This window comes from Xanthomonas sp. 4461 (assembly GCF_024806475.1).
GTDB lineage: Bacteria > Pseudomonadota > Gammaproteobacteria > Xanthomonadales > Xanthomonadaceae > Xanthomonas > Xanthomonas arboricola_F.
In genome coordinates this window covers 346,982-365,752 of record NZ_JANTYV010000003.1, presented here as the reverse complement: position 1 = coordinate 365,752, position 18,771 = coordinate 346,982, and the positions used below count along the sequence as shown (strand labels likewise).

16 protein-coding genes, 1 other RNA gene and 1 pseudogene are annotated in these 18,771 nt (G+C 66.9%); 8 read left to right on the top strand and 10 right to left on the bottom strand.

What is annotated here, in order from left to right:
- Positions 1–592: 592 nt before the first annotated feature.
- From FHY19_RS13885 to FHY19_RS13875, 3 genes and pseudogenes are all read right to left on the bottom strand, one after another.
- Positions 593–1,225 (bottom strand): response regulator transcription factor, encoded by a 633-nt coding sequence (locus tag FHY19_RS13885; protein ID WP_259166712.1) that lies wholly within the window; start codon positions 1,223–1,225, stop codon positions 593–595.
- Positions 1,222–1,353: pseudogene (locus tag FHY19_RS13880) on the bottom strand (sensor histidine kinase); the annotation flags it as partial. The pseudogene FHY19_RS13880 and the gene FHY19_RS13885, both read right to left, overlap by 4 nt.
- A 7-nt stretch (positions 1,354–1,360) precedes the next feature.
- Entirely contained in the window at positions 1,361–2,587 is a 1,227-nt protein-coding gene (locus FHY19_RS13875; RefSeq protein ID WP_259166711.1) for a sensor histidine kinase, read from the bottom strand.
- Between the two features lie 32 nt (positions 2,588–2,619).
- Between FHY19_RS13875 and FHY19_RS13870 the strand changes: the two genes are divergently transcribed.
- From FHY19_RS13870 to FHY19_RS13855, 4 genes are all read left to right on the top strand, one after another.
- Complete coding sequence (locus FHY19_RS13870; RefSeq protein ID WP_259166709.1) at positions 2,620–3,186, top strand: PEMT/PEM2 methyltransferase family protein; 567 nt, start codon at positions 2,620–2,622, stop codon at positions 3,184–3,186.
- 207 nt (positions 3,187–3,393) lie between these two features.
- Complete coding sequence (locus FHY19_RS13865) at positions 3,394–3,816, top strand: DUF2141 domain-containing protein (RefSeq protein ID WP_259166708.1); 423 nt, start codon at positions 3,394–3,396, stop codon at positions 3,814–3,816.
- 25 nt (positions 3,817–3,841) lie between these two features.
- A complete protein-coding gene (locus FHY19_RS13860; protein WP_259166707.1) occupies positions 3,842–5,359 on the top strand; it encodes a carotenoid oxygenase family protein in 1,518 nt (505 codons plus the stop codon).
- A 61-nt stretch (positions 5,360–5,420) separates the two neighbouring features.
- Positions 5,421–5,496: non-coding RNA, sX9 sRNA (locus FHY19_RS13855), on the top strand.
- A gap of 6 nt (positions 5,497–5,502) precedes the next feature.
- On the opposite strand, the gene FHY19_RS13850 is transcribed toward FHY19_RS13855, so the two are convergent.
- Entirely contained in the window at positions 5,503–6,753 is a 1,251-nt protein-coding gene (locus FHY19_RS13850) for a serine hydrolase domain-containing protein (protein ID WP_259166706.1), read from the bottom strand.
- Between the two features lie 252 nt (positions 6,754–7,005).
- Between FHY19_RS13850 and lldD the strand changes: the two genes are divergently transcribed.
- Positions 7,006–8,166, top strand: coding sequence for an FMN-dependent L-lactate dehydrogenase LldD (lldD, locus tag FHY19_RS13845; protein WP_259166705.1), 1,161 nt, complete (start codon positions 7,006–7,008; stop codon positions 8,164–8,166).
- 274 nt (positions 8,167–8,440) lie between these two features.
- Here the strand turns inward: lldD and FHY19_RS13840 are convergent, their stop codons facing one another.
- From FHY19_RS13840 to FHY19_RS13825, 4 genes are all read right to left on the bottom strand, one after another.
- Entirely contained in the window at positions 8,441–9,256 is an 816-nt protein-coding gene (locus FHY19_RS13840; protein ID WP_259166704.1) for a hypothetical protein, read from the bottom strand.
- A gap of 75 nt (positions 9,257–9,331) precedes the next feature.
- The gene (gene ligD / locus FHY19_RS13835; protein WP_259166703.1) at positions 9,332–12,076 is read right to left on the bottom strand and encodes a DNA ligase D; all 2,745 of its coding nucleotides are present in this window, start codon (positions 12,074–12,076) and stop codon (positions 9,332–9,334) included.
- Positions 12,077–12,085: 9 nt separating this feature from the next.
- Entirely contained in the window at positions 12,086–13,057 is a 972-nt protein-coding gene (locus FHY19_RS13830) for a Ku protein (protein ID WP_259159270.1), read from the bottom strand.
- Positions 13,057–13,455: a hypothetical protein gene (locus FHY19_RS13825; protein WP_326521131.1), complete on the bottom strand. Its 399-nt coding sequence runs from the start codon at positions 13,453–13,455 to the stop codon at positions 13,057–13,059. Before FHY19_RS13825 ends, FHY19_RS13830 begins: the two co-directional genes overlap by 1 nt.
- A gap of 153 nt (positions 13,456–13,608) precedes the next feature.
- Between FHY19_RS13825 and FHY19_RS13820 the strand changes: the two genes are divergently transcribed.
- Positions 13,609–13,788, top strand: a complete 180-nt coding sequence (locus FHY19_RS13820) for a hypothetical protein (RefSeq protein WP_259166701.1) — start codon at positions 13,609–13,611, stop codon at positions 13,786–13,788.
- 105 nt (positions 13,789–13,893) lie between these two features.
- Here FHY19_RS13820 and FHY19_RS13815 read toward each other — a convergent pair whose 3' ends face one another.
- Positions 13,894–14,289, bottom strand: coding sequence for a DUF779 domain-containing protein (locus FHY19_RS13815; protein ID WP_259166700.1), 396 nt, complete (start codon positions 14,287–14,289; stop codon positions 13,894–13,896).
- 452 nt (positions 14,290–14,741) lie between these two features.
- Between FHY19_RS13815 and FHY19_RS13810 the strand changes: the two genes are divergently transcribed.
- A complete protein-coding gene (locus FHY19_RS13810; RefSeq protein ID WP_259166699.1) occupies positions 14,742–15,302 on the top strand; it encodes a hypothetical protein in 561 nt (186 codons plus the stop codon).
- A 75-nt stretch (positions 15,303–15,377) separates the two neighbouring features.
- Entirely contained in the window at positions 15,378–16,706 is a 1,329-nt protein-coding gene (locus FHY19_RS13805; RefSeq protein ID WP_259166696.1) for a peptidoglycan-binding protein, read from the top strand.
- A gap of 268 nt (positions 16,707–16,974) precedes the next feature.
- On the opposite strand, the gene adh is transcribed toward FHY19_RS13805, so the two are convergent.
- On the bottom strand, positions 16,975–18,504 hold the full coding sequence (gene adh / locus FHY19_RS13800) for an aldehyde dehydrogenase (RefSeq protein WP_259166693.1): 1,530 nt from the start codon (positions 18,502–18,504) through the stop codon (positions 16,975–16,977).
- Positions 18,505–18,771 lie beyond the last annotated feature (267 nt).

Sequence of the window (18,771 nt, the reverse complement as noted above, 5' to 3'; positions counted from 1 at the left end):
GCAGCAGACCGGAGCGCGGCGCGTTTCCGGGCGGCGCCAGTGGCCGCCGGGACACCTTCGCGGGTGGCCCGCTGCGGGACCTGACGGCAATCTTACGGTTGCTGCCGGAGGCTGACGGATGCTGGAAATTGCTTTTGAAACAGCAAGATGGAGCAGGCGTCTTGAGCGAAGCCTGGTTGACCCGCCAGCGCGCCTGGCTTCGCACCGTACCCTCACCCCAACCCCTCTCCCGCAGGCGGGAGAGGGGCTTTAGGGTTCCCCTTATCTCGTCGACCATTCGCACGAAGCTGCCCAGGAGGGATGGGCGAAGCCCCGTGTTGTCGGGTTCAGCGTCTGGCTTCGCCCGTACCCTCACCCCAGCCCCCGCAGGCGGGAGAGGGGCTTTGAGCTCCTGGTTGCATCGGCTACTGCTTGTCCTCTGTCGCCTGCCGCTGCCGAAAGCGCTTGCCCCCCACTGCCAACTCTTGATCTCCCAATCCCAACCAAACGCCGCGCGGTAGCGCCTGTACCAATCCCAATCCCAATCCCAATCCCACCCTCACGCCGGCCCCGGGATGCGCTCTTACCAATCCCGACTCCCCAATCCCCGCCCTCAAATCACCCGCAGCGTGATCGCCTTCAACACCGCCCTGGTGCGGTCGCGGGTGCCGAGCTTCTCCAGGATGGTGGAGACGTAGTTCTTCACCGTGCCGTCGGCCAGGAACAGGGTGCGGGCGATTTCCTTGTTGGAATAGCCGCCGGCCAGCAGGCGCAGGATCGCCACCTCGCGTTCGCTGAAGGTCTCGCTCGGAGCCTGCTGGTCGCGGAACTGGTAACGCGCGCGTACCGGGTCGGTGCTGACCGGTTGCAGCAGGGTGTCGCCGGCGGCGACGCGGGCGATGGCATCGCGCAGGTCTTCGGGGGCGGCATCCTTGAGCAGGAAGCCCTGTGCGCCGGCTTCGGTGGCGCGCAGCAGCAGGTCGCTGTCGTCGAAGGTGGTCAGCAGCAGTACCGGGGTGCGGTCGCCGCGGGCGCGCAGTTGTTCAAGCGCCTGGATGCCGTCGACGCCTGGCATGCGGATATCGCTGAGCACCACATCCACCGAGGTGGTGCTCAGCGCATCCAGCAATGCCTGGCCGTCGTCGGCCTCGCAGACCACCTCCACGCCTTGTTGCTGCAGCAAGGCGCGCAAGCCGGCGCGGACCAGGATCTGGTCGTCGGCCAGGGCGATTCGAAGTGAACTCATACCGGAACCCTCGCAGTCAGATGCATGCCGCCCGTGGGGGTAAGGCCAAGGTCGAGTTGGCCGTGCAAGGCCGCCAGACGCTCACGCATGCCGGCGATGCCATTGCCTTCGCGGATGCGCCCGGCGCGAGTGGACTCATACCGGAACTCTCGCAGTCAGATGCATGCCGCCCGTGGGGGTGAGGCCAAGGTCGAGTTGGCCGTGCAGGGCCGCCAGGCGCTCACGCATGCCGGTGATGCCGTTGCCTTCGCGGATGCGCTCGGCGCGGCGGCCGTCGTCTTCGATGTCCACCCGCAGCTGCGCATTCTCGCATTGCAGATGCACCGCCACTTCGTCGGCATCGGCATGCCGCACGGCATTGGTCAGCGCCTCCTGTACCAGCCGCAGCAACATGTCGGCCACGCGGGCATCGGTGATGCGCACGTCCGGGTCGATGCGCAGGCGCAGGGCCGGACGCGGGAACGGTGCGGCCAGCGCGCGCAACGCGGTCTGCAGGTCCAGGCCCCGATCGTCGCGCATGGACTGCACCACGTTGCGGATGTCGGCCAGCAATTCGGCAGACAGCTGCTCCAGCACCGCAATGTCGTCGCGCTGCGCCAACGCGGGGTCGGCGCTGAGCAGGCGCAGATTGATGCGCATGGCGGTGAGCTTGTGCCCGGCCACATCGTGCAGCTCGCGCGCCAGGCGCAGGCGTTCGGCGTCGCGCGCGCTGTCGGCGAGCAGCGCGCGGGTGGCCAGCAGATCGGCGTTGACGTAGGCCAGCGCATCGCGCGCGCGCTCGGCACTGCGCGCGTAGTTGGCGGTCAGCGCGGCAAAGGCCTGGAAGCTGGTGTAGATGACCACCACCAGCAATGGGCGCGGGACGTGCGCCTGCACGAAGACCGCATACATGGCCGCATTGAGCGCCAGCATCAGCGCCAGCACCTGCGGCGGTTGCCAGCGCATCGCCGCCTGCGCGACCACCAGCACCAGCAGCACCGGCGAAGTGCCCGTGCGCGGCTCCAGCCAGACCAGGGCCACCGCCAGCACTGCCTGCAGCAACAGGGCGCCATGCTGCGGCAGCGGCCGTGGCGGCAGCAGGTAGCGCAGCAGGAACAGCAGGGTGAAGGCGATCACCGTGGGCCAGCGCCATTGCCCGTACGGCGCGAGCTCCGGGCCGAACGACAACATGACCCCGGCGATGGTGAGCACGCCGGCCAGGTTCAGCGGTTTGGTGATGTCGCGCAGGAGGCATGTCATATGGCGATGCTGACCGCCGCGTGGCCGCTCGGCAATGGTGCGCACGCAGAAAGTGACTTCCGGCAGGTGGGGTCGATGACCTGCGGCCCCTGTGCGGGGCGCAACGCCTGCGCACACTGGCATCACCCAGCCATCCATCGCCCCGGAGTCACGCCATGTCTGCTTCCAGTCTGTTTCTCGCACTCAATCTGATCTGGGGTGGCCATGAAGTGCTGCTCAGCCGCCGTCGCCGCGCCAGCGATGGCGGCGCGCACGATCAGGGCACGCTGCAGCAGCTGTGGCGGGTGCTGTCTGTGGCGCTGGCCGTTGCGGTGGCGCTGGCCTATAGCGGGCTGGCGCGCTGGCCGCAGGGCTGGTACGCACCGCTGCAGTGGGCCGGCTGCGCCCTGATCGTCAGTGGGCTGGCGCTGCGCGTGTGGGCCATCCAGGTGCTGGCACGCTGGTTCACGGTGGATGTGACCATCCAGCCAGACCAGCAACTGGTGCGCAGCGGCCCATACCGCTGGCTGCGTCACCCGTCCTATACCGGTGCGCTGATGGCCTTCTACGGGCTGGCGCTGGGCATGGGTAACGCGTTGTCGGTGGCGGCGATCGTGGTGCCGGTGACGTTGGTCTTCCTGCACCGCATTCGGATCGAAGAGGCCGCACTGCAGCGTGCCTTTCCGGTGGCCTACCCGGCCTATGCCGCGCAGAGCCGGCGCCTGCTGCCGCTGGTGTGGTGAGGTTGGCAGTCGCGGATGGCACGCAGCAGCGCTTCGCGCGCTCGCACACCGGTTCGGCATGCGCTGCATGCACGTGCGAGCAGTGCCGCACTGTCTGTCGTCGGTGTGCATCGGTCGATGTGCGACGGCCGCCACCGCAGCCAGGCTGGTGTGCTGCGTACCATCGAGCTCCACGCACCGCATCCCCATCGTTGCAAGGAGAGTTGCATGCTTGCCCGCACTTATGCCGCTGTCGCCCTCGCCGGACTGCTTGGCAGCGCTGCCGCCAACGCCGCCGATCTGGACGTGGGCGCCAGCGGCCTGCGCTCGCAGCAAGGCAAGCTGCGCGTTGCGGTGATCGCCTCGGCCGCGCAGTTCAACAGCGCACAGCCGCCGGTGCAGGCGCAAACGGTGCCGATCACCAGCGCTACGCCGCACATCCAGTTCAAGAATCTTGCCCCCGGACGCTACGCGGTGATGATCAATCACGACGAGAACAGCAACGGCAAGCTGGACACCAACCTGATCGGCATGCCGGTGGAAGGCTACGGCTTCAGCAACAACCCCACCGGCATGCGCAAACCCGACTTCGACGAGATCGTTTTCGATCTACCCGCTGCCGGCAAACGCATCAGCGTGCAGATGCGCTGAGGCCCACGCGCGAAAGGAGCCATGCATGCACCGCCGCCGCTTCCTGCAATCGTTACTGGCCGCCACCGGCAGTGCTGCGCTGGGCGGCTTTGGCATGCGCAGCCTGCCTGCACGCGCCGCGGAAGCTGCCGCATTCCAGGCCCAGTTGCAGCGCACGCCGTGGCTGCTGGGCTGGCGTAGCGTGGTCAGCCCCACCCTGGGGCCGGCCACCGCAACGCTGCACGGCGCATTGCCCGAAGGCTTGGTAGGCAGCCTGTATCGCAATGGCCCGGCCTGGACCGAGCGTGCCGGGTTCCGCTACGAACACTGGTTCGATGGCGACGGCATGGTGCACCGCTGGCGGCTGGGCGGCGGCCAGGTGCGGCACCTTGGGCGCATGGTGGCCACCCACAAGTTCACCCGGGAGCAGCAGGCCGGGCGCTTTCTCTATCGCGCTGCCGGCACCTCCGTGCCGGACATGCAGCCCGGCCGCAACAACGACGATACCAACACCGCCAACACCTCGGTGACGATGCTCAATGGCCGCCTGTTCGCGCTGTGGGAGGCCGGTTCTGCGATCGAACTGGACCCCGATGCGCTGGACACCCTCGGCCCGGTCACCTGGCGCGAGGATCTGGCCGCAATGCCGTTTTCCGCGCACCCGTTGACCGACCACGACGGCAGCGTGTGGAACGTCGGCTCGATCAGCGTGGTCGGCTCCACCGGCGTGGTGCTCTGGCACCTGGGCGCCGACGCCACGTTGCGCAACGTGCAGTTGCTGCACACCGACGCGCCTGCCTACCTGCACAGCTTTGCGATGACCGACCGCCATCTGATCCTGGTGATGGCACCGTATCGGCGTCTGGACGGCGACGGTGCGTTCTTCGAGCAACTGCGCTTCACCCCGGATGCCCCATGCCGGATTGCGGTGGTGCCCAAGGATGCGCTGGACCAGCCGCGCTGGTTCGAGGCCGACTTTGCGGTGGCCTATCACTTTGCCGATGCCTATGCGCAGCAGGACCGCATCGTGATGCGCGCCATCGTGCACACCGATCCGGAAGAAGCCCGCTCGCCGATGCGTGCAGCCATGCGCGGCGACCCGCAGGCCGCGCCGGCACCTGTGCAATTACGCAGCCTGCATCTGGACCTGGCCAATGGCCGCGCGCACTGGCAGGTGCATCCGGTGGACAACCTGGAATTGCCGCTGTTCGACCACCGCAGCCCGCGCACGCAGGGCGCGCGCCTGTACGCGCCGTGCATCGATGGCCCGAATCAGTCGCCGTTTCTCAATGCCGTGGCCGGCTACGACCTGGAACGCGACAGCCGCCAGGTGCATCGCTACGGCCCGCATGTGCTGGCCGAGGAACATGTGTTCGTCGCCAGGCCCGGCAGCACGCGCCCGGACCAGGGCTGGCTGGTGGGCACGGTGCTCGACACCCAGCGCGCACGCACCGGGTTGATGGTGCTGGACGCACAGCACATCGATGCCGGGCCGATTGCACAGGCATGGCTGCCTTATGCGATTCCGCTGGGATTCCATGGGCATTTTGTGGCGGCTGCATAACAGCGGCCGTCAAAACGGCGGTACGCAACGCCAGGCGGACGCGGCCGGTGCCCGGTGCGGCAGCTGCCTCTCGCACACGCCGATTCTTGCGCGCCGTGCGCGCCCAGCTGACGACTGCTCGCTAGGTTTTGCTGGCCGCCGGGTCAGCGGACCGGTGGCGAGTGCACGGCCGGCATGGGGTCGGTGCCAGTCGTGGCCTGTTGCCTGAGCTGCAGCGCGTAGCTCCATAGATCGTCGAACAGCTGCGCATTGACCTTGGCATCGCTGCTATCGAGCGAGGTGTTGCTGATCAGCACCACCGCATTGTCGTGCGCCAGGTCCGACAGCATCTCGGTGTGCACGCCCGGGTCCGAGCCGCCGTGGCCGATGCGGGTGACGTTGTACTTGGTGGACCAGAAGATGCCGGAGTTCTTCTCGTTCAAGGCGATGTTGTCGGGCTTGTTGGCGGCGGTGTACTGGAAACGCAGCATCTGCGCGGTGGTGGTGGCGTCCAGGATGCGCACGCCCTGGTACTGGCCGCCATCGAGCAGGGCGATGAACAGCCTGGAGAGGTCGTTGACGCTGGTGCGCACGCCGCCATCGGGATAGGTGATCAGCTCGTACGGCGGGATCGGTACGCTCACGCCGAACTGGTTCACATACAGCGTGGCCTGTGCGGCGGCCGGCAGATCGGCGGCATGCCAGGCGGTGTGCTGCATGCCCAGCGGCGCGAAGATGCGCGTGTGCGTGTAGCGCTCCAGCGACTGGCCCACCGCACGCGCAACGATGTAGCCCACCAGGCCGGCGCCGATGTTGGAGTATTCGCGATGCGTGCCGGGTTTGAGCTGCAGATAGTTTTGCGCCCGGTAGTCGCGCCCGCCGGGCGCCAGATAGCCGCGCAGGAACTCGCCCAGCGGCGCGACTGGCATGCCTTGCCAGCGATAGGTGTCGCGGTAGACCTCCCAGCGGTCGGTCAGGCTGGACGTATGCGTGGCCAGTTGCCGCAAGGTGATCGGCACGTCCGGAAACTGCGGGTTACGCACCGCGAACGGTAGATAGGTGTTGATGTCCGCATCCAGCGCCAGCTTGCCGTCCTGCACCGCCTGCATCAGCGCCACGCCGGTCACGGTCTTGCTGATCGAGCCGATGTTCATGACGGTGTCGGGCGTGAACGGCGTGCCGCGTGCGCGGTCGGCAAAACCGACACCGCCGGTCCAGACCACCTTGCGGTCGCGGATGATCGCCGCGCCCAGGCCGACGATGCCGGCGGCGTCCATGCGTTGCTGGAGTGTGCGCGTGATGGCATCCGGCGCAGGCGGCTGGCCTGGCCCGCTCGCCATCGCCTGACCACTGCAAAGCAGACCGATCGTCAGCCCGACCCGTACCGTCCATCCCGCTGCTGTGCCTGTACGCATGGCGCCCTCCGTCCGTGATGTGCTTGCTGCAGATGCCCGGCATGGGCGCGGCAAGCGGCAACGCCGCCGCAGCAGCGCACGCAGTCTTGCAATCCATCGATTCGGACGCCAGCGCGATGCGACCAAACCGCCCGTAGGCCCGACGAAACGCCGCGCGCTCGGCTTGTGCACCGTGCCGATCGCGCAGCCGTCCCCGCGCCACACCGATGGTCTTACACTCAGCGGCTACCCCGCAGCTGTCGTCCGTCTTCGATGATCATCTCTGCCGCTTCCGATTACCGCGCCGCCGCCCAGGCGCGGCTGCCCCCCTTCCTGTTCCATTACATCGACGGAGGCGCCTACGCCGAGCACACGCTGCGGCGCAATGTCTCGGATCTGGCCGATATCGCGCTGCGCCAGCGGGTGTTGCGCAACATGTCCGACCTGAGCCTGAGCACCGAGCTGTTCGGCGAAACCCTGGCGATGCCGGTGGCCCTGGCGCCGGTGGGGCTGACCGGCATGTATGCGCGCCGTGGCGAAGTGCAGGCGGCGCGCGCCGCGGCCGCGCGCGGAATCCCGTTTACGTTGTCCACGGTGTCGGTGTGCCCGATCGAGGAAGTGGCGCCGGCCATCGGCCGGCCGATGTGGTTCCAGCTGTACGTGCTCAAGGACCGCGGTTTCATGCGCAACGCGCTGGAGCGCGCCAAGGCGGCCGGCGTCACCACGCTGGTGTTCACCGTGGACATGCCCACGCCGGGCGCGCGTTACCGCGATGCGCACTCGGGCATGAGCGGGCCCAATGCATCGCTGCGGCGCATGCTGCAGGCGGTGACGCATCCGCGCTGGGCGTGGGACGTGGGCCTGCTCGGCAAACCGCACGATCTGGGCAACATCTCGGCCTATCGCGGCAGCCCCACCGGCCTGCAGGACTACATCGGCTGGCTGGGCGCCAACTTCGACCCGTCCATCGCCTGGAAGGACCTGGAATGGATCCGCGAGTTCTGGACCGGGCCGATGGTGATCAAGGGCATCCTCGACCCGGACGACGCGCGCGATGCGGTGCGCTTCGGCGCCGACGGCATCGTGGTGTCCAACCACGGCGGGCGCCAGCTCGATGGCGTGCTGTCCAGCGCACGCGCGTTGCCGGCCATTGCCGATGCGGTGAAGGGGCAGCTGAAGATCCTGGCCGACTCGGGCATCCGCAGCGGGTTGGACGTGGTGCGCATGCTGGCGCTCGGTGCCGATGCGGTGTTGCTGGGCCGCGCCTTCGTCTACGCGCTGGCGGCAGGCGGGCAGGCTGGCGTGGAAAACCTGCTGGGCTTGATCGAAAAGGAAATGCGCGTGGCGATGACGCTGACCGGCACCCACTCGATTGCCGAGATCGGCAGCGATGCGTTGAGCCGGGTGACGCGCGAGGCCGCGGTCTCGGCGTAGACGCCGTGCAGGCCTGGACGCCGTTGGCCGCGCCTGCGTGCCGATGGGCGCAATCGCCATGCATCGGCAGGGTGCGCGGGTTGCATGCGGCCTGCAGGTACCGCTGCAGCCGGTTTGCGCCTGTCGCCATGGCAGGCAAATGCGCCCGCCAGCAGGCTGCACTGCTGGCCCGACCGGACTGGCTGGAACGTCCTGTCTGCAGTGGCACAACGCGCAGCGGTCCACCCTGCGGCGTTACCGCACTCGGAGATGAGGCGCACCAGGTGCGCCTGCGCTATTCAATCTCCAGCATCTTGCCGGCCATCAGCGCCTGGGCAATGGCGAAGACGTTGCGCGTATCGGCAACGATTCCATCTGCGCCGAGCACCACGCGCTGATCCTGGGCGCCATCCATTGCCCGTTCCAGGACCTGGTTGTAGCGGAAACTCAGCAGCAGTGGACCCAGCAGCACGGCGCGCTGCGCTTCCGGCAGCGGGGCGCCGCCTGGCGATGCCTGGTGCTGGGCCGCATCGACCACCGCGTTCCACCCGGCGATATAGGCATTGGCCTCGATCGCCATGTTGTGGTTCAGCGCCTCCTGCGCCATCGCTGTTGCGTCGAATTCGGTTCCCCTGGCCTTTGCATCGCCGATACCGGCGGCCATCTTGTCCGCCAGCGTCCGCTCGAACTGTGCGTGCCGTTCGGCGACCGCCGCGTGCACTGCCAGGTGGGCAAGCACGAACACCAGGTTGTCTGCGGCCAGGTCGCCACTGCGCAGCGCATGTGGGCGCGGGGTCTCACGCAGTTGCCGGAGCAGCCCGCTGGTGAGGATCATCTCCTTGTCCAGAACCGCCGCGGCAAAAGGACGGTTCTTGATGACTGGCTGCGCGGTGTCGGCCACGACACGGATGCGCCTGAGTTGCCCGGCATCGACAAGTTGCACTAACTGCCCACGTAGCAGGGGCGCGGCGCGGACCGATGCCCGCACCTGCTGCGCCTCGTCATCGCTGCCTTGAATGCCGGCCAGTACAGGGTCGAGCTTGTCTGCTGCAAAGGCTGGCAGCACGCACAACCAGGTGAGCACGAAGACGCAAGCGCGCATCACTGACATTGCAGAATCCCTTCATCGCAATCCACGTGTCCGCAGGCTAGCACGGCCTGCGCTGCCGCTTCCAGGCGGTGTGGATCACGCCCTGGGCAACCGTTGCTTCACCGCCAACACCTCCGCCCACGGGTCAACGCGCTGGCGCCTGGCACGGTGGATGGCCTTGTCGATCGGGAACGCATCCGGCCCGCTGATCTTGCCGAGTTCTTCCCAGCGCAAGGGCACCGCGACGGTGGCTTTTTCGCGCGCGCGCAGCGACCACGAACACACGCTGGTGTTGCCGCGGCCGTTGCGTAGCCAGTCGACGAAGATCACGCCGTGGCGCTTGGCCTTGCTCATGGTGGCCACGTAGCGCTCCGGCGCTTGCGTGGCCAGCGCCTGCGCAAATGCCTCGCAGAAATCGCGCGCCTGCTCCCAGCCCGCATCGGGCACGATCGGCACGACGACATGCAGGCCTTTGCCACCGGACAAGCGCACCGCGCTCTCCAGGCCTGCACTGCGCAGCTTGGCGCGGATGTCGCGCGCGGCAGCCACCACGTCGGCCCAGGACACCCCGTCGCCGGGATCCAGGTCGAACACCAGGCGGTCCGGATGCTCCGCATCGTCGGTGCGCGATCCCCACGGATGCAGCTCCAACGCGTTCATCTGCACCAGCTCGAGCAGGCCGGCGGCATCTTCGACGTAGATGTAATCCTCGGTGCCACTCTTCTGCTGCAGCGGAATCGCCTTGATGTGCGTGCCGAGGTGGCGGCCTTCGTGCTTCTGGAAGAAGCAGTCGCCACCGGCGCCGTCGGGGCAGCGCAGCAGCGACAAGGGGCGGCGCGCGATCTCTGCCAGCACCAGCGGCGCCACTGCCCGGTAGTACTCGGCCACATCGCCCTTGCTGATGCCCAGGGCGGGAAACACCACACGTTCGGGATGGGTGATGGTGATACCGTCTGTGGACGTGGACGTGGATTTGGACGCTGTCGACGTGAACACCGTGGATTTCGATACGCTGGACCTGGACGCTGCCGCCTTTTTTGATGTCGGGGTCGCGCTCGTCTTCGATGCCGTCGAACGCGCGCGTTTGCTGGTGGTGCTGGTGGAGGCGTCGACTGTCGTTCTGGATGTTTTCCTGGTCGCCGTCTTGCGCGCTGGCGCAGCGGCCGTTGCCGCACCACGTTTGCCCGTAGCACGCGCCTTGCCCGGCGCGGCGCGGTCGCCGCCCAACTCGCTCATGGGCTTGTCCTCGCGCAGACGCTTGAACGCGGCCTGCCGCAGCAGGCCTTCCTTCGCCCAGCCGCGGAAAGCGACCTCGGCGATCAGCACCGGCCGGACCCAATGCACATCGCGTGGCCGCCCCGGGAGGTGCGTCGGCAATTCCAGCGTGGCGGTGTCGCTGTGCAGCGCCTGCAGCAGCGCGGTGATCTTGCCGAGCAAGGCATCGTCGAAGCCGGTACCTACACGCCCGACATAGCGCAGCGTGTTGCCCTCGCGCTGCGCCATCAACAAGGCGCCGAAGCCGCTGCGTGCGCCCTTGGGGTCGGTGTAGCCCACCACCACGAACTCGTCGCTGTCTGCGTGCTTGGTCTTGACCCAATCGGCGCTGCGTCCTGCGCGATAAGGCGCATCGGCGAGCTTGCTGACGATGCCTTCCCAGCCGGTGCCGGCGCTGGCCGCGAACACCTCCGGGCCGTGGCCGATCACATGGTCGCTAAACGCCAGCGTACCTGGCTCATCGCCCAGCAACTCGTGCAGCAATTGCTTGCGTTGCAGCAACGGGGTATCGCGCAGATCCACCCCGGCCACGCCCAGCAGGTCGAACACGATGTAGCGCAGCGGCTGCACGGCGCTGCCATCGAGCGCACGTTGCAGCGCCGAGAAATCGGTGCGTCCCTTGGCGTCCAGCACCACCAGCTCGCCATCCAGGCGCACATCACGCACCGGCAAGGCCTGCACTGCGCGCACCACGTCCGGAAAACGCTGTGTCCAGGCCTGGTCGTTACGCGAGCGCAGTTGCACCTGGCCATCGACCATGTCGGCCAGCAGGCGATAGCCGTCCCACTTGATCTCGTGCAACCAGCGCTCGCCATCCGGTGCCTGCTCGCGCAGCAAGGTCAGTTGCGCGCGAAGCTCGGTTGGGCTTGGCGCATCGCGCGCACTGTCAAGCGCCAGGGCGCGGGTCCGCCATTGCCTGGAGTCCGCACGCGCTGGACGTGCGCGTTTGCCTGCCGCCGTCGTCTTGGCGCTCGCCTTTGCCGCGGGCGCACGCCGTGCCCGGCTGGCCTTGGCACGGGTTGCAGGCGCCGCAGCCGGTGCGCCTGCGGCCTGCTGGGCCACCAGCGCATCGGCATCCAGATCGGCCGCGTACGCATCGGTGCGCTTGAACAGCAGCCATTGCGGTTTGCCGCCGCGCATCTGTGTGCGTACCAAGGCAAAACCGCCGCGCAGCAGCGTGCCCTGCAGTTCGAATTCCAGCTTGCCCGCGTCCAGCGCCGCCAACGCATCGCCTTCGCAGTGCCACTGTCCGTGGTCGAACACATCGACATGCCCGGCGCCGTAGTGGCCCTGCGGAATATCGCCCTCGAAGCTGGCATACGACAGCGGGTGATCCTCCACCTGAACCGCCAGCCGCTTTTCGCCAACGCGCAACGAAGGGCCCTTCGGCACGGCCCAACTCTTGAGCACACCATCGACCTCCAGACGGAAGTCGTAATGGCGCGAGCTGGCGTGGTGCAATTGCACGACGAAGATCGGCTGCTTGCTGGCACGCGCAGGCGTGTCGCCGGCCGGCTCCGGGGTCTGGTCGAAGCGGCGCTTGGCGTTGTAGTCGCGCAATGACATGGGCGGGGCCTATCCGGCCTTGCGGCGTGGCGCCGCCTTGCTGGCCGTCGTCTTGGCGGTCTTGGCTACGGTCTTCTTGATGGTCTTCTTGGTGGCCTTTTTTGCCGCTTTCTTGGTAGCGGTCTTGGCGGTCTTTTTGGCCGACCCCGCCGCCGGCGCGCTGCTCTTCTTGGCCGGGGTGCGCGTCTTGGCCTGCAGGCTCTTCTGCAGCAGCGACATGAAATCGACCACGTTGGTGCTGGCGTCTTCGTGCTGCGGCGGCTCGATATCCACCTTGGTGGTGCCGCCCTTGGCCTGGATGCGCTTGCGCAGGATCTGCTCGAGTTTGCCGCGGAATTCGTCGTGGTAGTCCTCCGGCTGCCAGGTGCCGGACATCGACTCGATCAGCTGCCTGGCCATCTCCTGTTCCTTGGGCGTGATGCGGTACTCGCCCACTGCGCCGGCCGGCAACTTGAAGTCCTGCGGGTCCACCACTTCCTGCTGGTAGCGCAACAGCAGCAGGATCAGGGCATCGCCTTGCGGCATCACCGCAGCCAGGTACTCGCGGGTGCGGATGACCACCTTGGCAATCCCCACCTTGCCGGTGTCGCGCAGCGTCTCGCGCAGCAGCACATAGCCTTTTTCGGCCTTCTTGCCCGGCACCAGGATGTAGGGCTTCTCGAAATAGCGCGGGTCGATCTCGGCCGCATCGACAAAGGTTTCCACTTCCACCGTCTCGTGGCTTTCCGGCGAGGCCGAGCGGATGTCCTGCTCTTCGACAATGACGTAGCTGCCCTTGTCGTACTCGAACGCCTTGACGATTTCCTTCCACGGCACTTCATCGCCGGTGTCGGCGTTGACGCGCTCGAAACGGATCGGCTTCTTGTCGCGCGAATCGAGCATGCGGAAATGCAGGTCCACCTTGCGTTCGCCGGACATCAACGCTACCGGCACGTTGAGCAGGCCGAACGACAGCGTACCGGTCCAGATCGGTCGGGCCATCAGTGCGCCGCTCCGTGGATGGCCGCGTCGGGGATATGGTCCAGCGCCAGCCACGCGTCCTCGACAATCGTGCGGGCGTGCGGCCAATCCAGACGCGAGTCACCGCGCATGCTTTCCCACTGCGCGGCCAGCGCCTGCTCGCAGTGCGCATCGTTACCGCGCGGCCAGTCTGCGGCGTGGGTCAGCCGGGCGAACGCGTAGGCCGGCGAGAGATCGCGCCAGGTCGGCCCGCCCCGTCGGCGGCGGCGCTGGTAGTCGGCCAGGCTATAGCACTGGAAGTCCTGCGCTACGCCCACTGCATCGATTGGTGGCCACTTGCGATGAGTCCGCTTGGCCGCTGCAGGGTCCGCCTGCGCACTGAACAGGCGACGGTCGGGACGGCGGTCCTGGGGGCGCATGGTCTGCTCCACGGTACGGCGGTGAGGGCCCACATCAGTAGCGCCGCTGCCGTGATCCAGCTGTGAGAAATCCGCATAGGTTTTGCGATTTGCGTGCCCTTCACCCCGCACGCGCTGAACTGATGGCCCTACCCAGATACCAGGAGCGGCGCCATGTCCCGCGACCCCTTACGCGAACAGCCTGCCCAGCCCGGCGAACAGCACGGCAAGCGCGACGCCGAGCACTACGAAGACCGTGGTGCCGGCGATACACCAGGCCGCCTGATCCCGGCCGATGACGACGCCCCTGCCAAGACACCGGGCACCGCGCCATCCACGGCGACGGATGAGTGAGTGCGTGTGCCGCGCGCTGTCTTGTTGGAAGCGTGTTGTTGAAGGGCGAACCGAAGGGCGTCAGCTTGCCGACTGGCAAGTGCTGCTGATCTCGATGCGCCTGGCTTACGCACGGCCGGCTTGCTGCAACCGTGCGAACTCATCATCCTCGAACAGCCGCGACCGCACCAGGAAACGCACGCCTTCGCCATTTTCCAGCGAAAACATGCCACCACGGCCCGGCACCACATCGATGATCAGCTGGGTGTGCTTCCAGTAGTCGAATTGCGGCGCGCTGATATAGAACGGTGCACCGCCGATCTCGCCCAGCAGCACGTCGCGATCGCCGACGATGAAGTCGCCGACCGCAAAGCACATCGGCGACGAGCCATCGCAGCAACCACCGGATTGATGGAACAGCAGATCGCCATGCCGCGCGCGCAGGGTGTCGATCAGCTGCAATGCCGCCGGTGTTGCCAAGACCTGCAATGGCAAACTGTTCTGGGTGATCGTGCCGTGCATCGTCCGCCTCCAGCGGCCGCGTCAGGCGGCCATCTCGCGCACGATACGCCTCTCGGCCATGCCGGCGCGCATGCAGGCGACTGACGTTGATGTGGCTGTGGGGTGCGTCGGCCGCAGCAGTCGTAGCCACCTTCCCGGGTGTCCTGCAGCCGCTGCGCACCGCCTGGGGTCACCCGGCACGCGGGCAGCTCACGCGGCCGGCCCGCCCACGACCAGCGACTGCCCGTGCCGGGCTCACACGCAGTGTCCGCGTGAGGCCGCTACCTGCGGCAGCGCGTACAAAGCGGCACTGGCAGAACGGCAGCGGCCACACGGATACGGCCAGTCGTCGCCGCCCTCACATGCCACTCGTACACTGCGCGCGTGTGCGCCACCCGCATCCACCCGACGCCTGCGCGTCGCATGTTGCTGGTCGCTGCGCGCCTCAACGCTCATACGGAGGGAACCACACCATGAAGCAACGCCTGCTCACCGCCGCCCTGCTGGCCCTGCTCCTGCAAGGCTGCCAGATGCCGGAGCCGGCTGCCGCCGCCGATCCCGCTGCGCCGACTTCGGCCGCCCCGGCAACCGCCACCCCGGCACCAACCACCTCGGCCGCCCCGGCAGCGGAGCGCCCCGCGTTGCCCCAGGCGGCCTGCGAGAGGACCGAAGACGGCTTCTCTGCGTTCTTGGAAGCGATCGTCGCCGATCCGGCGTTACGCGCGGCCTACAGCGCCCCGCACGTCGCAGAACGCGACCTGGGCGACCCGTCCAAGCCGGCGGAGCGCCCGAGCGCGCCGTTCCGGCTGGTCCTGATCGATTCGCGCTGGTCCTACGACGAGCCGGCCAAGCAACCCGAGCAACTGTCCCGGGTCAAGCTGGAGCTCAAGCCCGACGGCGAGCGCATGCGCGCAGAGTTCATCAGGGCCGAGTTCTCCCCCGACGAAGAGGTCATCAAGACCGTCGGGGCACCGGAGGCCTATGTGTTCGACTACACGCAGCAATGCTGGCAGTTGACCCAGCATCTGCGCTGATCGGCCGTCCGCCAGGCTGCCCGCGGCCTGGCCAGGTCAGCATCGGTTGTCTCGCTATCAATAAGGAAATTGCACATGCCCAGATACACCATCGTCGAATCGGTCGGACGCGGCGTCCAGCATATCCACGACTACGAGGACATCGAGCGCCATCACCCCACGCGCGGCAACGAGCGCGGGCGCGTGTACGGCACCGTCAATGGCGAACGCGAGGAATTGCTCGGCAATTACAGGGGTGCGGCAACGGTGTCGCGCGATGGCGACCATTACGTGTCCAAGGATTTCGTGCTGCAGGCCGGTGGGGTCAGTAGTGTGCCGGTACCGGCCATCGCCAGCGGTTATATCGGGCGCGTGGATGCCAGCGACGGCATCGTGCAGATCTACGACAAGCCTGCTTCCGACCCGAGCCGTGAAATGATCGCCCAGTACCGGCATCTGGACCTGCGCAATACCCAGCTGGAAACCGGTGCACGCATCGAGTACGGGCAGTCGGTGGGCATCCAGGGCGGCTTCAACAACGGCAATCCCAGTGCGTTCGGCAAGCATGTGCATGTGGACATCAACACCGGCTATCTGCCGCAGGCCGACCGCTACATCCGCGACATCAGCAGCGGCGCGATCACCACCGATCAGCGTCCGCAACATGCCCAGCCCAATCTCACCGGCACCGCCCAGGTGACCGACATTTCGGGCAATGGCCGCACAGTCGCGGCGCCGGTTGGCACCGCGGCGGTGAGCGCCGCTCCACTGGCCGACGGTGTGCTGCGCAAGGACGAACATGGACCTGAGGTCAAAGCCCTGCAGGAACGCCTCAATGCGCTGGGCTATACCGATGCCCAGGGCCAGGCATTGGGCACCGACGGCAAATTTGGCGATCGTACCCGGCAGGCCGTGCAGGCATTCCAGCGCGATCACCAGCTGAGCGATGACGGCATCGCCGGCCGGGACACCTTCAAGGCGCTGGCCGGCGCCCAGCCGCGCCAGTCCGACCCTGCCGCGGCCCGGCAACAGCCTGAGGCGCCAGCACGCCAACCGCTGGTGTCCGATCCGGCGCATCCGCAGCATGCGATGTACCAACAGGCAGTGGGCGCGCTGGAAAAGCTCGGTCCCGCAGGCGGGTTCAAGGACCGCAAGGAACTGGAGCAGGCCGCCGGCACCCTCACCCACGACGCCAGCATCAGTGGGCTGACCCGCATCGACCACGTCACCCCCAACAAGGCGGGCAATGGTCTGTTTGCGGTGGAAGGCAGGCTGGACGACCCGGCGCACCGCCGCGCCTACGTCGACCGCGACCAGGCGGTGCAACAGACCCTTGAGCAATCCACGCAGAAACTGCGGCAGGATCTGCCGGCCGGCATCGAGCAGGAGCCTGCGCGCGAAACCAACCGCGCGATGGCGATGTAGCTGATCGTCGCTGCTGGCAACGCCCCGCAGGCGGCGGGGTCTGCTGCCTGCGGCGCGTTGCCGTCTGCGCAATTGACCCACCGGGACACACGACTAGCAGCTGCGACCTAAAGGCGGACCGCGTGCAGGGGCTGCGTCCGGGTGATCCGAGCCGCAGCGTGCACCGGCAGTGCCGTCGCCTATAGAGTGCAGATGGCAGCCTCGACGCGGACGCGCGGTGCCTGCGCTGCTGCTGGCGTGCCGCCCGAACAGGCGGCACGCCATCGGCTCAGAAGAACCCCAGCGCCTTCGGCGAATAGCTCACCAGCAGGTTCTTGGTCTGCTGATAATGGTCGAGCATCATCTTGTGATTCTCGCGGCCGATACCCGACTGCTTGTAACCGCCGAAGGCGGCGTGCGCGGGATAGGCGTGATAGCAGTTGGTCCATACCCGCCCAGCCTGGATCGCGCGGCCCATCCGGTACAACCGCGACGCATCGCGGCTCCACACGCCGGCACCCAATCCGTAGAGCGTGTCGTTGGCGATCGCCAGCGCTTCGGCCTCGTCCTTGAAGGTGGTCACCGACACCACCGGGCCAAAGATCTCTTCCTGGAACACGCGCATCTTGTTGTGGCCCTTGAAGATGGTCGGCTTGACGTAGAAGCCTTCGGCCAGCTCGCCATCGAGCGTGTTGCGCTCGCCGCCGATCAACACTTGCGCGCCCTCCTGCCTGCCGATGTCGATGTACGACAGGATCTTTTCCAGCTGCTCGCTCGATGCCTGCGCACCGACCATGGTGTTGGGATCGAGTGGATTGCCCTGCTTGATCGCCGCTACGCGCTTGAGCGCCTTTTCCATGAACCTGTCGTAGATCGAGTCCTGGATCAGCGCGCGCGAGGGGCAGGTACACACTTCGCCCTGATTGAAGGCGAACAGCACAAAGCCCTCCACCGCCTTGTCGAGAAAGTCGTCGTCTTCGGCCATGACATCGGCAAAGAAGATGTTGGGCGATTTGCCACCCAGCTCCAGCGTCACCGGAATCAGGTTCTGGCTGGCGTACTGCATGATCAGCCGGCCGGTGGTGGTTTCGCCGGTGAAGGCGATCTTGGCGATGCGCGGATTGCTGGCCAGCGGCTTGCCCGCTTCCAGGCCGAAGCCGTTGACCACGTTGAGCACGCCGGGCGGCAGCAGGTCGCCGATGACCTCCATCAACACCAGGATCGAGGCCGGCGTCTGCTCGGCCGGCTTCATCACCACGCAGTTACCGGCCGCCAGTGCCGGCGCCAGTTTCCAGCACGCCATCAACAGCGGGAAATTCCACGGAATGATCTGCCCCACCACACCGAGCGGTTCGTGGAAATGATAGGCAATGGTGTCGCTGTCGATCTCGGAGATGCCGCCCTCCTGTGCACGAATGGCACCGGCGAAATAGCGGAAGTGATCCACGCATAGCGGCACATCGGCATTGAGCGTTTCGCGTACCGGTTTGCCGTTGTCCCAGGTTTCGGCATAGGCGAGCAGCTCAAGGTTCTGTTCGATGCGGTCGGCGATCTTGAGCAATACGTTGGAACGCTCGGTGGTCGAGGTCTTGCCCCACGCGTCCTTGGCCGCATGCGCGGCATCCAGTGCGGCTTCAATGTCCTGTGCGTTGGAGCGCGCAATCGAAGTGAACACCTTGCCACTGATCGGCGTGGTGTTGTCGAAATACTGACCGCCGGCCGGCGCCACCCACTTGCCGCCGATGAAGTTGTCGTAGCGCGGCTTGAAGATGGACTGCGGGTCGGTGTTGAGTGGCTTGGCAGAGGGAAGCGCGTTCATCGTGGTCTCCTGGCAGCGTGGTCCGATGCGAACGTGTATACCCGCGCAAGTGCTAGCGCAATGTCGTGTGATGCGCTATTGCGCTGCGTCATTGCAGCGCTGCAGCGTCAGCGTATGAAATCGGCAGAATTACGCTGCAGCGCGTCATCGCGTGCGACCACGGCCAGGCGCCATGTGCGAGCAACTGCAGCGTGCGATGGATGAGCTGCACCCAATGCGCCGCACTCGCCTCACCCGTACGATGCAGTCGGCTCGCCCGTCGTATGA